Below are 14,307 nucleotides of genomic sequence, written 5' to 3' on the forward strand. Positions count from 1 at the left end.
TGATTGACCTTCGGAGAGAAATAGAAATGCAGTCCAACCCTCGTCTCAATCGTCGTGCCGGCCTGATCGCTGGCGCTGTCGCTCTCGTCGCCCTGGGCGCCGTGGGCTTCGCCCAGTTCGGCTCGGGCGCAGCCCAGGCCGACGCCGGCCCCACCGCGCCGCCCGCCACACCGGTGTCCGTCGCCCAGGTTGTCAGCCAGGATGTATCGGCCTGGAACGAGTTCTCGGGCCGCCTGGAAGCCGTCGAGCGCGTCGATGTGCGGGCCCGTGTGTCGGGCGCCGTGCAGGCCGTGCATTTCCGCGAGGGCAGCCTCGTGAAGGCGGGCGACCTGCTCGTCACCATCGACCCCGCGCCCTACCAGGCCGAGGTGCAGCGCCTGGATGCACAGGTGGCCGCCGCCCAGGCCCGCGTCACCTACACGCTCAGCGAGGCCCAACGCGCCAAGTCCCTGCTGGAGGAGCGCGCCGTGGCGCGCCGCGAGTTCGACGAGAAGGACAACGCCGCCCGTGAAGGTGCGGCCAACCTGCGCGCCGCTCAGGCCGCGCTGCAATCGGCGCAGCTGTCCTTGAGCTACACCCAGGTGCGTGCACCGGTGGCGGGCCGCGTTGGCAGGATCGAAGTGACGCAGGGCAACCTCGTCGCCGCGGGTGCCGGTGCGCCGGTGCTGACGACGCTGGTGTCGGTCAGCCCGATCTACGCCAGCTTCGACGCCGACGAAAAGGTGGTGCGCGAGGCGCTCGCCTCGCTGCCCGGCGGCGGCGCCGAGCGCAAAGGCATGGAGCGCATTCCCGTGGAGATGCTGGCAGGCAGTGACAAGAGCCAGACAGGCCGCCTGCAACTCGTCGACAACCAAGTGGATGCCAGGAGCGGCACGTTGCGCGTGCGCGCCGTCTTCGACAACAAGGACGGCGGCCTGATCCCTGGCCAGTTTGCCAAGCTGCGCATGGGCCAGGCGAAGAACGAGGCGGCCCTGCTCGTCAATGAGCGCGCCGTCGGCACCGACCAGGACAAGCGTTATGTCATCGTCGTCGGCCAGGGCAACCAGGCCGAATGGCGCGGTGTGACGCTGGGCGCCAATGTCAACGGCCTGCGTGTCGTGACCAGCGGCCTCAAGGGCGGCGAGCGCATCGTCGTCGGCGGCGTGCAGCGCGTGAGGCCGGGGTCGGTGCTCGCGCCCAAGGACGTCGCCATGGACGCCAAACCCGAACTGGCTGCCCAGCAAGCTGCCGCAAAGATCTCCTGACCTAGCCCCCATCCCACCGCAAGCCCCGTGCTGCGGGCCGGTTCAGCCGGCCTGCGGGGGGCGTGCTGTCTGGAGCAACCATGAATCTCTCTAAATTCTTCATAGACCGCCCCATTTTTGCGGGCGTGCTGTCGCTGCTGATCTTCATCGGCGGCCTGCTGTCGATCCGCGCGCTGCCGATCTCGGAATACCCCGACGTCGTGCCGCCCTCGGTCGTCGTGCGCGCTCAATACCCCGGCGCCAACCCCAAGGTCATCGCCGAGACCGTGGCCACGCCGCTCGAGGAAGCCATCAACGGCATCGAGGACATGCTCTACATGAGCAGCCAGGCGACGACTGACGGCCTGATGACGCTGACCGTCAGCTTCAAGCTCGGCACCGACCCCGACAAGGCCCAGCAGCTGGTGCAGAACCGCGTCAGCCAGGCCGAGGCGCGCCTGCCCGAGGAGGTCAAGCGCCTGGGCGTGACGACGGTCAAGAGCAGCCCCGACCTGACCATGGTCGTGCACCTGACCTCGCCCAACGAGCGCTACGACATGACCTATCTGCGCAACTACGCGCTGCTCAACGTCAAGGACCGCCTCGCGCGCATCCCCGGCGTGGGCCAGGTGCTGATGTTCGGCTCGGGCGACTACGCGATGCGCGTCTGGCTGGACCCGCAGAAGGTCGCCGAGCATGGCCTGTCGGCCAGTGACGTGGTGACCGCCATCCGCGGCCAGAACGTGCAGGCCGCCGCCGGCGTCGTTGGCGCTTCACCGGGCCTGCAAGGCATCGACCTGCAGTTGTCCGTCAACGCGCAGGGCCGGCTGCAGACCGCTGAGGARTTCGGCGACATCATCGTCAAGASYGGCGCSRATGGSGCSGTGACKCGSCTGCGCGACMTCGSCCGCRTCGARCTCGGCGCCRSCGAMTACGCGCTGCGCTCGCTGCTSGACAACAAGKMCGCSGTCGCGGTGCCGATCTTCCAGGCTCCGGGCGGCAATGCGCTGGACATCTCGGCCAATGTGCGCGCCGCGATGGAAGACCTGAAGACGGCCATGCCCGAAGGCGTGGAATACACCATCGTCTACGACCCGACGCAGTTCGTGCGCGCGTCCATCGAGTCAGTCATCCACACGCTGCTGGAGGCCGTGGCCCTGGTGGTGCTGGTCGTCATCCTGTTCCTGCAGACCTGGCGCGCCTCCATCATCCCGCTGCTGGCCGTGCCGGTGTCCATCATCGGCACCTTCGCCGTCATGCACGGCTTCGGCTTCTCGATCAACGCGCTGAGCCTGTTCGGCCTGGTGCTGGCCATCGGCATCGTCGTGGACGACGCCATCGTGGTGGTCGAGAACGTCGAGCGCAACATCGCCTCGGGCCTGTCGCCCCGCGACGCCACCTACCGCGCCATGCGTGAGGTGTCGGGCCCCATCATCGCCATCGCGCTGACGCTGATCTCGGTGTTCGTGCCGCTGGCCTTCATCAGCGGCCTGACCGGCCAGTTCTACAAGCAGTTCGCGCTGACCATCGCCATCTCGACGGTGATCTCGGCGATCAACTCGCTGACGCTGTCGCCTGCCCTGGCCGCCCTGCTGCTGAAGAGCCACGACGCCCCCAAGGACGCGCTGACCCGTGGCATGGACGCCGTGCTGGGCCGTTTCTTCGGCGGCTTCAACCGGCTGTTCTCGAGCGGCTCGGCCAAGTACGGCAGTGGCGTGAAGACGCTGATGTCGCGCAAGGCCTTCATGATGGTCGTCTACCTCGTGCTCGTTGCAGCCACGGCCGGCCTGTTCAAGGCCGTGCCCGGTGGCTTCGTGCCGGGCCAGGACAAGCAGTACCTGATCGGCTTCGCCCAGCTGCCCGACGGCGCGACGCTGGACCGCACCGAGGACGTCATCCGCCGCATGACCGACATCACGCTGAAGACGCCGGGTGTGGAGCACGCGGTGGCCTTCCCCGGCCTGTCGATCAACGGCTTCACCAACAGCTCCAGCTCGGGCATCGTCTTCGCGACGCTCAAGCCCTTTGACGAGCGCAAGAGCAAGGACCTGTCCGCGGGCGCCATCGCCGGCAAGCTGAACGCGCAATACGGCGCCATCGAGGATGCCTTCATCGTCATGTTCCCGCCGCCGCCCGTGCAGGGCCTGGGCACGACGGGTGGTTTCAAGCTGCAGCTGCAGGATCGCGGCGGCCTCGGCTACGAGGCCATGGACCAGGCGCTGAAGGGCTTCATGGCCAAGGCCTACAAGACGCCCGAACTGGCCGGCCTGTTCTCRAGCTWCCAGGTCAATGTGCCGCAGCTGTWYGCCGACMTCGACCGCACCAAGGCGCGCCAGCTYGGCGTGSCSGTGACKGACGTGTTCGACACCATGCAGATYTACCTSGGCAGCCTGTAYGYSAAYGACTTCAACAAGTTCGGCCGCACCTACTCGGTTCGCGTGCAGGCCGATGCCGCCTACCGCGCCCGTGCCGAGGACATCGGCGCGCTGAAGGTGCGCTCCAACACCGGCGAGATGGTGCCGCTGGCCGCGCTGATGAAGGTCACGCCCAGTTTCGGGCCGGAGCGCGCGCTGCGCTACAACGGCTTCCTGTCCGCCGACATCAATGGCGGCGCCGCACCCGGCTTCTCGTCGGGCCAGGCCCAGGCCGCGGTAGAACGCATCGCCGCCGAGACCCTGCCCCCGGGCATCGGTTACGAGTGGACCGACCTGACCTACCAGGAAAAGATTGCCGGCAACTCGGGTGCGTGGGTCTTCCCGCTGGCCATCCTGCTGGTGTTCCTGGTGCTGGCCGCGCAGTACGAAAGCCTGACGCTGCCCATCGCCATCCTGCTCATCGTGCCCATGGGCCTGTTGGCGGCGATGACGGGCGTGTATCTCAGCCATGGCGACAACAACGTGTTCACGCAGATCGGCCTCATCGTGCTGGTGGGCCTGAGTGCGAAGAACGCCATCCTGATCGTCGAGTTCGCCCGTGAGCTGGAGTTCGCCGGCAGAACGCCGATGCAGGCCGCGCTGGAGGCGGCGCGGCTCAGACTGCGTCCCATCCTGATGACGTCAATGGCCTTCGTCATGGGCGTGCTGCCCCTGGTGCTGTCCACCGGCGCCGGCGCCGAGATGCGCCAGGCCATGGGCATCGCGGTGTTCGCCGGAATGATCGGCGTGACGCTGTTCGGCCTGTTCCTGACGCCGCTGTTCTACGTCATCGTGCGCCGTGTCACCGGCAATGCACCGCTGCGCCACCACGGTGGCCAGGTCGCCGCTCCTGCCGCACCCACGCAGCCCGTCATCGACGCCCTGCCGCAACGAGGAAAGTGATCAACATCATGAAATTGAACCTGACCCCACTTTTTGCAGCGCTGCTGCTGGCCGGCTGCGCGTCGGTCGGCACGGTCGACCCGTCCCAGCTGCCGCAGGCGCCCGCCGCCTACAAGGCCCAGGTTGCGAACGACGCACCTGCGCTGACCGCCAGCTGGTGGCAGCCCTTTGCCGACCCGGTGCTGGACGACCTCGTCGGCCGTGCGATGGCGGCCAACACCAGCGTGCAAGCCGCAGCCAACCGCCTGGCGCAGGCGCGTGCGGCACTGGGCAGCACCGAGGCGGCGCGTCTGCCGCAGCTCGGCGTCGCCGCCGGTGCTGGCCGCGCTGCCGACCCCGGCGCGCGCGGCATCACGCAATACAACGCCGGCCTGAACCTGGCCTATGAACTGGACCTGGGCGGCCGCCTGCTGCACGAACGCAATGCCAGCGCGCTGGACGTGCTCGCCCGCGAACAGCTGCTGGCCGATGCCCGCCTGCTGGTGCAGGCCAATGTTGCCCGCGGCTATCTGGCGCTGCGTGCCCTGGATGCCGAGCGCGAGATCGTCAGGGGTACCGTTGCGGCCTATGGCGAGACGCTGTCGCTGACCGAGAAGCGCGCCCGCGCTGGCGACGTCGCCGACCTGGACCTGGCTCGCGTGCGCGCCGAGCTGGCCGCCAACGAGGCCGAGGCGCTGGCCCTGGACCGCCGCCGCCTGGAGCTTGAAACGGCGTTGGCCGTGCTGCTGGGCGAGCCGGCCTCCAACTTCCGACTCGCGCCCACCGCGTGGGCCACTGCCCTGCCCACAGTACCCGCCGGCTTGCCGAGCGAGCTGCTGCAACGACGCCCCGACCTCGCCGCCGCACGCAGCCAGTTGCAGGCCGCGCAAGCGCGGGTTGGCGTCGCCCAGGCTGCGTGGTGGCCGAGCCTGGCGCTGACGGCGCAGGGCGGCGGCGTGTCGAGCGAGCTGTCCAACCTGCTCAAGAGTGGCGCCAGCACCTGGGGCGTCGGCCTGCTGGCCGCGCTGCCCATCTTTGACGGCGGCCGCCGCGAGGCGGGTGTCAACGCGGCCAAGACCCAGCTCGATGGCTCGGCGATTGCCTTCCGCGAGCAGTTCCTGCTGGCGCTGAAGGACGTCGAGGACCAACTCGGCGCGCTGACGCTGCTGCAGCAGCAGGGCGAGGCCAATGCGCGTGCGGTCAGCGCGGCCGGCCAGGCGCTGAAGCTGTCGGACACGCGCTACCGCAACGGCCTGGTCAGCCAGCTGGAACTGCTGGACGCGCGCCGCAGTGAGCTCGCCAACAAGCGGGCCGCGCTGCAGGTGCGCTCGGCTCAGTACCAGGCCACGGTCGGGCTGATCCGGGCCCTGGGTGGCGGCTGGAGCGAGACGGCCCCGGTCAAGCTGGCTGGCGCTTGAGCACAGCGATGTTCACGGTGGCACGCGTGACGAAGCCCAGGCTTTCGTAGAGCGCAATCGCGGCGGTGTTGCTCGTCCAGGCGTGCAGGAAAGCCTGCTCGCCGCGACGCTGGATGTCGGCCGTCACCGCGGCCGACAGCCGGCGCGCCAGGCCCCGACCGCGGAAGTCGGGGTGGGTGCAGACACCGCTGACCTCGACATGGCCGGCAAAGCGCATGCGCTCGCCGGCCATGGCCGCCAGCCGGCCGTCGATGCGGATGCCGATGAAGCGGCCCATGGTGTGGGTTCGCGGCAGAAAGGGCCCGGGCTCGGTCAACGTGGCCAGGGCCAGCATCTCGGCGGCATCGGCATCGCCGAGGACTTGCAAGTCTCCGTCTGCCGTCAAAGGTTGCGTCGCCACCATCTGCACGCCCAGCGCTTCCTTCACTGCGATCAAGCCCGGCGGCACGACGATGGGTGGCACCTGGGCCAGGAAGACGGCGTCATCGCCCGGCTGCACGAGGGCGGCGAGCGCGGCCAGGCTGGCGGCGCTTTCGTCGGGTGTCGCAGCAAAGCGGTTGATGTCGGCCTTGAAGCGTCGCGCCTTCTCGTCACCCGTGCCCCAATGCGGCTGGTGCTGCAGGCTGGCCCAGACGGGTCGGTCGAGTTCGTTCATGCCGGCCCTCGCTGCATCAGCGGCGCTTCGATCAGCGCGTCTTCCAGCGCCGCGAGCTGGGCCAGCAGGTCGCCTTCCAGCCCCGCGCAGGCCTGCGCGACGGCCGTTTCGATGGCCGGCCAGGCCTCGCGCTGCGACCGCTCGACGAGACCCTGCCCCTTCCTGCTCAGCGCGATGCGGCGTACCCGCCGGTCCTGCTCCGACGCCTCCGAGCCGATGAGGCCTTCGTCTTCCAGCCCGCGCAGCGAACGCGTGATGACGGGCTGGCTGACACCCACGGCCTGGCTCAGCTCGCCGACGCTCAGCGGCCCCAGCCGGTCCAGCGCCGCCAGCAGCGGAAACCATGCGGCCGGCTGCTCAAAGCCATGCGCCACCAGCACGGCCTGGGTCTGCGCCTGCAGCGTCTCGCCGATGCGCTTGAGGCGAGTGCCCAGGCTCAGGTGGCCCAGTTCCTTGACGACATCTTCGACCATGACGAGCTCCGCTCAACCGATATGCATATCATGCTATGCAACAGGTCCAGCGCCGTCAATGGCGGGCGTCATAGGGTGCGGCAAGCGCACCCAGCCGACAGAGGCCCCTTAGGGCTCGGCCTTGCAGTTGGGCTTGCAGACTACCTCGTTGCGGCCAAGCAGTCGGATGGACTGCAGGCTGGCCGGCGCACGATGCTTGCCGCATTTGAAGCAGGAGCGGGTGTGGCCGCTTCCAAGGAAAGGCGAACCGCCGATTTTCGACTGGTAGCGCAAGCCATCCTGGCGGACCGCGGTGACGGTGTCTTTGCTCATTCTTCAGACAGGTCGGGACGAAACGTGAATTGACGCACGGCGAAGATGACAACGCCATCTCGCAAGCCCGCGGTTGCCGCCAGCAAAGGCCGAAATCGCGGGCTTTCCCTACCCCGATCTGCGGGGTAAGCGAGCGAGGACAATGCCGCTCCGCTCCAGAAGACGACATGGCCAAGCTTTTTTTCCGCTACGCCGCGATGAATGCCGGCAAATCCACCGCCTTGCTGCAGGTGGCACACAACTACGAGGAACGCGGCCATCGGGTGCGCATCTTCACGGCTCGCCTGGACGACCGCTATGGCCACGGCTTCGTCACGTCGCGCCTCGGCCCGAAGCGTGAGGCCGAGCAATTCGACGAGACCACCGATTTCCTGGCCCTGGTCGGCCAGAACGAAGACGGGCCGGGCATCGCCTGCCTGCTGGTCGACGAGGCGCAGTTCCTGTCCAAGCACCAGGTGCAGCAACTGCACGAATTGGCGCATCTGCGCAATCTGCCGGCCATCTGCTACGGCCTGCGCACGGATTTCCAGGGCGAACTCTTCCCCGGTTCGGCCACGTTGCTGGCGCTGGCCGACGAGATGGACGAGATGAAGACCATCTGCGACTGCGGCCGCAAGGCGACGATGAACATGCGCGTGGACGCCAACAACCGCAAGGTCACCGAAGGCGCCCAGGTCGAGATCGGCGGCAACGCGCGCTACCGTTCCGTCTGCGGCCGCTGCTTCCGCCAAGGCTGAATGCAAAAAGCGCCGCCACGGCGGTCGAGGCCGTGGCGGCGCTGGGTCGTTCATGGCCCTCACGCGAGGTGAGGGGCTGACAGCCCTATTTGGCTGCTATTTGCGCATCGAGTTCCTTGCAAGAAGGCGAGCAGACGGGCTGCGACTTGCCCAACAGCTTCTTGGACTTGAGCATGGCTCGGGGGCGGTGCTTGCCGCAAAGGAAGCAAGACATCGTTGCTGCGCCGAAAGACGAGGTTGCCGCGAAGGGCGAACCGGGAGCTTTGGAGCGGTAGCGCAGACCATCCGCTTCGATGGTGGTCTTGGTGGTTTCTTTGGCCACGCTGGTCCTGTCGAAGAGTGTGTAAAGAGGGGCGCCAGGCAGGCGCGCAGGCCCCGTATTTTCCACGATGTGGCGAAAGCCCCGGCCTAGGGCTTTCAACCCCCCTTGAATCGCGCTGGTCTTTTGCCCGCCCAGGCCGCCTGACCCTCGGCAAGATCGGCCGAATCGCGCGCCTTGACGATGTCGGCCGCCAGCTGTTTCGCGTCGAGCCGCCCAGCGGCGATCGCGTTCAGGTGCTGCTTCATCGGCAGCAGGGCCAGGGGCGCCATCCCCTGCAGTTCGTCGGCCAGAGCCTGCAGCGCGGCGTCCAGCGTTGCGACGTCGGGCAGCAACTGGTCCAGATAGCCGCAGCCAAGAAGGGCGGCGGCGTCCAGCGTGCGCCCGGCCAGCAGCACCTGCTTGGCGGTGGCGAGACCCAGGCGGTCGACGAAGCGCTGCAGGCCACCGGCATAAAAATGCAGCCCGATGCGCGCCGCCGGCACGAACATCTCGACGGCCGGCACGCCGAGGCGGAAGTCGCAGGCCAGGGCCAGATCGGCGGCGCCGCCATAGACACCGCCATGCAGGCGCGCAATCGTGATGGGCCGCGCGGCCTCCAGTGCATCGGCCAGTTCCCCGAAGCGCGCGCCCGCATCAACGGCACCCAGGGCGCCGAGATCAAAGCCGCTGCAGAAATGCCTGCCTTCGCCGGCCAGGACCAGCACACGCACGGCATCGTTCGCATCCACCGCCTCGATGAAGCCGCCGAGGGTGTCGAGGTCGTCCACAGCCAGGCGATTGGCCTGGCGCGGCCGGCGCAGCGTGATGAGCGCCACGCCATCGGCCACCTCCAGCAACGGCGCCTGGCCGCTCGTCATGGCTTGCGCCGGGCGACGCGGCCCTGGGACTGGTAGCCGGCGTTCAAGCGCGCCAGATTGGCGCGGCGCTCCGCTTCCACGAACTCGCGCAGCACCTGGGCGTGGTTGGGCCGCAGGTCCCTGTCCTGGTGCAACACGAGTTCCGCCACCAGCCCCCAGTCCGCCTCCAACTCGGCCGGCCACAACGCCGCCTCGGTGGGCAGTGCCTCCAGCAAGGACGCCAAGGCATCGACTCTCGTCGCCGCGCCGACGAGAGTGACCATCTCAGGCCAGCGCGCCAGCAGTGCCGGCTGCGCGTCCAGGGGCGGCCACAGGGCGCAGAGCCACTGCGTTGCATGGTTTTCCACGTGCAGGCCATGCGCCGTCTGCGACACCTCGGTACTGGCATCGGCCACGTGCTGCGTCAACGCCGTCCAGGCCTGCGGCTGCCACTCAGCAACCAGCCGCGGGTCGGGTTCGCTGCGCGAGGCAAGGGCCTGCATGTCCAGCACCGGTGCCTCGACGGCCGTGGGCAGGGGCACCACCTTGGGCAGCTCGATGTCGTCGAGGACCTGCTGCGGGTCCGGCTCGGGCGGTGGCGGCGGGGCCCGGAAGTCCAGCACCGGCGCTTCGACGACGGCAGGGGGCGGTGCGCGGAAATCCAGTACCGGCGTTTCGACGGTGGCCGGCGGCGTGTCGAGCGACCCGGCGTCTTCCGCGACGGCGGGCGTGGACAGCGGCGGCGCGGGTGGCGGTTCAGGCATTTGCGCGACTGCGGGCTGCAGCGGCTCGTCGGGCAGCTCGACGGGTTCGATGAGCGGTTCGGGCTCGGGCTCGACCGTCGGCGGCTCCGGGTCCAACACTGCCGCTTCGACCGCAGCAGGTGGCGGAATTTCGAGCGGCTCAGCGTCCTCCACAAGGGCAGGCGCTGTTGGCAGCGGCGCGCTCAACGACTCAGGCGCCTGCGCGGCAGCGGGCTGCAGCGGCTCGTCGATCGACTCGGCGATGTCGATGAACGGCGTTGGCTCCGGCGCGAACACTTCGGGCGCTTCAACGTCTGCCATCAGCGCGGCGGCGCCCACGTCCGACGAGGGCGCTGCGAGCGCTTCGCCGCCATGCATGACCGCAGTTGCGGGTGGCGGCTCCGCCAACGCTTCATCGTCCTCAACGATCTGAGGCGGCTCGAACCGGAGATCAAGCCATGCCGCTTCGGCGGCGAAAAGCGGCGGCGCTCCAGGCGAGTCGACAGCGTCGGGCTCGGCGGGCGCCGAGGCCCTTTCCTCGAGGACCTGTGCTTCGGCTTCGAAGAGGGGCCATGGCCCCTCGACCGGCGGCGCAGGCGGCACCTCGCTCACAGGCGGCGGCACGAACTCGGCCTCGGCAAGCGGTGGCGCGGGCGAGACTTCCCGAACCAGGAGCTCGACGGCGATGCGCGGCGGCGGCGCCTCGGGCAACTCGATGTCCTCAACGTCCAGCATCTCGTAGCCACGCGCCTTCAGTCGCGCCTTCTTGGCCTCGTCGGGCCCGCTGCGGCCCGCGCGCACCAGGGACCTGAGTTCCAGGTCCAAGGGCGCCGGAGCGGGCGGGCGCCAGCCGTCCAGCAGATGCGTGGGGTCGAAGTTGACGGTTTCAGCCCTGACGAGAGGAAGCAGCGGCTCACTGCCCTGCCCATTGCCGTCGCCCTGCAGCAACGCGCCGAGCGCCAGATCCTGCAGCGGCACGGGCACAGGCGCGGGCGGACGCCAGCCGTCCAGCGCATGGGTGGGGTCGAAGGTGTCCGGTTCGGCCATGGCGTTTACAAGCCAGACATTGTGACGACGTAAGCTTGCGGACCCACTGTCACGAAAACGTCATGTTGCACACTCGCCGTCGCCTGCTGAGCCTGGCCTTCGCCGCTGCCCTGTCCGCCTGCGCAACGACGGCGCCGCCGGCCGTGGCGCCGCAAAAAAAACCCAAGCTCCTCGTCCTGGTCGTCATCGACGGCCTGCCGATGCGCCAGGTGACGGGCTACCGGGACCAGCTGGCACCTGACGGCTTCGCCCGCTTCCTCGACCATGGGCGCTGGTTTTCGCAGGCCCACTACGGCCATGGCCACACGGTGACGGCAGCCGGCCACTCGGTGATGCTTTCCGGCGCCTATCCACAGCGCAGCGGCATCATCAGCAACGAATGGCGCGACCCCGCCACCGGCGCCCAGGTCTACAACACCGGCGACGTGGCTTACCAGTACATCGACAGCCCGACCGCGCCGCTCGCCGGCACCAGCCCGCGCAACCTCAAGGTCGAGACCCTGGGCGACGTGCTGCGCACGGGTTCGCCGGCGTCCAAGGTCATCGGCATCTCGGGCAAGGATCGCGGCGCCATCCTGCCGGCCGGCCACAAGGGCACGGCGTATATGTACATGACGGAGACGGGCCGTTTCGCCTCCAGCACCTATTACATGCAGGCCCATCCGCAATGGGTGAAGGATTTCAACGCCACCAACCCGGCCGACGCCTTCTTCAAGAAGACCTGGGCTCCCCTTCTCCCGGAGGCGGCCTACGCCCGCTCCGTGCCTGACGGCCAGTCCTGGCAGATCGCCAGCGGCAACGGCAACAAGCTGCCGGCCGTCATCGGCGACAAGATGGACGGCCCCGGCCCGCGCTTCTACGGCGGCCTGCTGGCCTCGCCCTTCGGCGACGAGCTAACGCTGGCCTTCGCGCGCGCCGCCATCACGAACGAGAAGCTCGGCCAGCGCGGTGTGCAGGACATCCTGTCGGTCAGCCTGTCSRGCCACGACTACATCAACCATGCCTTCGGCCCCGAGTCGCGGCTGTCGCACGACCACACCCTGCATCTGGACCGCCATCTGCAGGCCTTCTTCCAATTCCTCGACAAGGAAGTCGGTGCCGGCAACTATGTACTCGCGCTGACGGCGGACCACGGCTTCACCGATACGCCGGAATGGGCGGCCACCCAGGGCCGCGATGCCGGCCGCTTCAACAGCTCGCCGTCACTGGCGGTCGTCAATACCGCCCTGTCGGCACGCTTTGGCGTCGACAGGCTGGCGCGCGACTTTTCCGCTTCCGGCCTGTTGCTGGACGAGAAGCTGGCCGCCGACAAGGGCCTGAAGTTCGCTGACGTCCAGGCTGCCGCCCGCGAGGAACTGCTGAAGCTGCCCGGCGTGGCCACCGTCTTCACCCGCGAGCAGTTGCTGGGAGACGACCGCACCACCCCCTACCTGGAAGCCATGCGCAAGTCCTTCGATCCGACGCGCGCCGCGCAGTTGCAGATCGTGCTGAAACGCAACTGGATCTTCAGCTACCGGCCTGGTGGCAGCACGCACGGCAGCCCTTACGACTACGACACCCATGTGCCCCTGCTGTTCTGGGGTCCGGGCTATGTCGGCCAGGGCGAGGTGAAAGAACGCGTCGAAATTGCCGATCTGGCGCCCACGCTGGCCGCCATCGCCGGCTTGCCCGCGCCGGCCCAGGCTCAAGGCCGGGACCTGAAGCTCAAGCCCTGACGATCAGTGCCGCTGCCGATTCGCCCCAGATGGCCTCGGTGAGCGTCAATGCCCCGAGGCGCTCGCCCAGCGCCGCGGCCTGGGCTGGCCCAGTGGACGGCAGCATGACGAGCAGCCGCCCGTCGTCCAGGCGCATGCAGCCATCCTCGCCACGGGTGCGCGCCAGCAGCTCGGCCGGATCGGCCTCGGGTGCCAACGTCGCCACGGACAAGGGCCAGGCGCGCGGGTCGGCCAGCAGAGCCTGCAGCAGTTCGCGGCCGGCCTGAGCCGACAGCAACTGGCCCGTCAAAGGCCGCGGCCCCGCCAGCGCGCTGATGTCCACGCCGGTCAGCGCCAGGCCGCCGTCTGGCATGCGCTGCTCCACCCACCAGAGGCGCCGGCCGTCGCGCCAGGCCTGTTCATAGCCTCGCTGCGCCATGCGGCTGCGGCGCTCCGGCACGTCGACCGGGCCGACGCCGGCCCGCTGGGCGGCCTCGACCATCTCGAGCCAGCCCGGCGATGCATCGGCAGCCAGCCCCCAGGCCTGTCGATAGGCCGCATTGGCTTGCCGCAGGCATTCGCCCGCATCAAACAGGGCCAGCAGCAGCGGGCCATCGGCCAGCGTCTGCCACCAGAGGTCGTTGGGGTTCACGGCCCCATTCTGAGGGGCCTGGGCCGTCGCGCTCTAGCGGCGGCTGATCTCGCCCGAGCCGCTGACGCTTTGGCGCAACTGCGGCCGTCCGGCGTAGCTCAGGTCGCCGGAACCGCTCAGTTGGACGTCCAGCTGTTCCGTCACCCCGACAGACACGTCGCCCGAACCGTTGATGTTGACTCGGGCTGCGCGGCCGGCAAGGGAGCGCGCGTCAACATCGCCCGAACCGCTGACCGTCCAGCTCTGCTGGTCCGCCCGGCCGGCCAGGCGCACATCGCCCGAGCCGCTGATGCTGACGCTCAGGTCCTTCAGCTCGACGGCACCGAAATGCACATCCCCCGAGCCGATGACGTTCAGGCTGAGGCTGTCGGCCTTGAAGCGCTCCACGGCCAGGTCGCCCGAGCCATTGATGGCGATGGACTGCAGGGCCCGGGCGTCGACGCGCACCGTCGGCGCGGAACGCGTCGTGAAGCCGGCGTCGCGTTTCATGCGCACCACCAGGGCATCGCCCTCGACAACGGTCTCCACCAGCGGCTCGATGTTGTCGTCGGCAACCACCGTGGCCTGGTCGCTGCCCGCCTGGGTCAGCTTGACGTCGAAGGGGCCGTCGATGCGCAGCTTGCTGAAGCTGCCGAGGGCGCGCGCCTTCTCGACCTTGACGCCCGAGCCCTTGATGCGGTTCTTGCCGCTGCCGTAGTCGATGGGACCGCTGAAGTGGGCCGTCCAGCCGTCGGATTCCTTCTTGATGCGCAGATGCCAGTCGTTGTCGCCGGCAAAGCTGCTGGTGGCAAGGGCGGCGGCAAGGGTCAGCAGGGCGAGGCGTTTCATGGGGGCTCCTGGTTCGGCGATGCGGCGGCAGTGTGTCCAGCCGGCCGGTGCGACGCCCGCGAGAGGCGACG

Annotated in this window: 13 protein-coding genes; 5 read left to right on the forward strand and 8 right to left on the reverse strand. The window is 68.8% G+C overall.

Annotation, left to right across the window (positions count from 1 at the left end):
* Positions 1-26 precede the first annotated feature (26 nt).
* From ACXJKM_RS07220 to ACXJKM_RS07230, 3 genes are all read left to right on the forward strand, one after another.
* Positions 27-1,244: an efflux RND transporter periplasmic adaptor subunit gene (locus ACXJKM_RS07220; protein ID WP_457351276.1), complete on the forward strand. Its 1,218-nt coding sequence runs from the start codon at positions 27-29 to the stop codon at positions 1,242-1,244.
* An 80-nt stretch (positions 1,245-1,324) separates the two neighbouring features.
* Positions 1,325-4,540 carry an efflux RND transporter permease subunit gene (locus ACXJKM_RS07225; RefSeq protein ID WP_457351278.1) on the forward strand — a complete coding sequence of 1,072 codons (3,216 nt, stop codon included), beginning with the start codon at positions 1,325-1,327 and terminating at the stop codon, positions 4,538-4,540.
* An 8-nt stretch (positions 4,541-4,548) separates the two neighbouring features.
* A complete protein-coding gene (locus ACXJKM_RS07230) occupies positions 4,549-5,937 on the forward strand; it encodes an efflux transporter outer membrane subunit (RefSeq protein ID WP_056192599.1) in 1,389 nt (462 codons plus the stop codon).
* Here ACXJKM_RS07230 and ACXJKM_RS07235 read toward each other — a convergent pair.
* The 3 genes from ACXJKM_RS07235 to ACXJKM_RS07245 form a co-directional block, all read right to left on the reverse strand.
* Positions 5,918-6,592, reverse strand: a complete 675-nt coding sequence (locus tag ACXJKM_RS07235; protein ID WP_082532352.1) for a GNAT family N-acetyltransferase — start codon at positions 6,590-6,592, stop codon at positions 5,918-5,920. The genes ACXJKM_RS07230 and ACXJKM_RS07235 overlap by 20 nt on opposite strands.
* Complete coding sequence (locus ACXJKM_RS07240; protein WP_056191680.1) at positions 6,589-7,065, reverse strand: MarR family winged helix-turn-helix transcriptional regulator; 477 nt, start codon at positions 7,063-7,065, stop codon at positions 6,589-6,591. Before ACXJKM_RS07240 ends, ACXJKM_RS07235 begins: the two co-directional genes overlap by 4 nt.
* Positions 7,066-7,173: 108 nt before the next feature.
* Positions 7,174-7,377, reverse strand: coding sequence for a hypothetical protein (locus ACXJKM_RS07245; RefSeq protein ID WP_056191678.1), 204 nt, complete (start codon positions 7,375-7,377; stop codon positions 7,174-7,176).
* Between the two features lie 167 nt (positions 7,378-7,544).
* On the opposite strand from ACXJKM_RS07245, the gene ACXJKM_RS07250 reads away from it, so the two are divergent.
* Positions 7,545-8,114 (forward strand): thymidine kinase, encoded by a 570-nt coding sequence (locus tag ACXJKM_RS07250; RefSeq protein WP_056191676.1) that lies wholly within the window; start codon positions 7,545-7,547, stop codon positions 8,112-8,114.
* Between the two features lie 85 nt (positions 8,115-8,199).
* Here the strand turns inward: ACXJKM_RS07250 and ACXJKM_RS07255 are convergent, their stop codons facing one another.
* From ACXJKM_RS07255 to ACXJKM_RS07265, 3 genes are all read right to left on the reverse strand, one after another.
* Entirely contained in the window at positions 8,200-8,436 is a 237-nt protein-coding gene (locus ACXJKM_RS07255; protein WP_056266878.1) for a hypothetical protein, read from the reverse strand.
* A gap of 95 nt (positions 8,437-8,531) precedes the next feature.
* Positions 8,532-9,293 carry an enoyl-CoA hydratase/isomerase family protein gene (locus ACXJKM_RS07260; protein ID WP_457351281.1) on the reverse strand — a complete coding sequence of 254 codons (762 nt, stop codon included), beginning with the start codon at positions 9,291-9,293 and terminating at the stop codon, positions 8,532-8,534.
* Positions 9,290-11,062 carry a hypothetical protein gene (locus ACXJKM_RS07265; RefSeq protein ID WP_457351283.1) on the reverse strand — a complete coding sequence of 591 codons (1,773 nt, stop codon included), beginning with the start codon at positions 11,060-11,062 and terminating at the stop codon, positions 9,290-9,292. Before ACXJKM_RS07265 ends, ACXJKM_RS07260 begins: the two co-directional genes overlap by 4 nt.
* A 62-nt stretch (positions 11,063-11,124) precedes the next feature.
* Here ACXJKM_RS07265 and ACXJKM_RS07270 point away from each other — a divergent pair, with 62 nt between their 5' ends.
* Positions 11,125-12,777: an alkaline phosphatase family protein gene (locus ACXJKM_RS07270; RefSeq protein ID WP_457351285.1), complete on the forward strand. Its 1,653-nt coding sequence runs from the start codon at positions 11,125-11,127 to the stop codon at positions 12,775-12,777.
* On the opposite strand, the gene ACXJKM_RS07275 is transcribed toward ACXJKM_RS07270, so the two are convergent.
* Together ACXJKM_RS07275 and ACXJKM_RS07280 are read right to left on the reverse strand one after the other, a co-directional pair.
* Positions 12,767-13,408, reverse strand: a complete 642-nt coding sequence (locus tag ACXJKM_RS07275) for a hypothetical protein (RefSeq protein ID WP_056191668.1) — start codon at positions 13,406-13,408, stop codon at positions 12,767-12,769. The genes ACXJKM_RS07270 and ACXJKM_RS07275 overlap by 11 nt on opposite strands.
* Positions 13,409-13,441: 33 nt before the next feature.
* Entirely contained in the window at positions 13,442-14,236 is a 795-nt protein-coding gene (locus ACXJKM_RS07280) for a head GIN domain-containing protein (RefSeq protein ID WP_457323752.1), read from the reverse strand.
* Positions 14,237-14,307: the final 71 nt, after the last annotated feature.

The sequence above is a fragment of the Roseateles sp. P5_D6 genome (genome assembly GCF_054049415.1).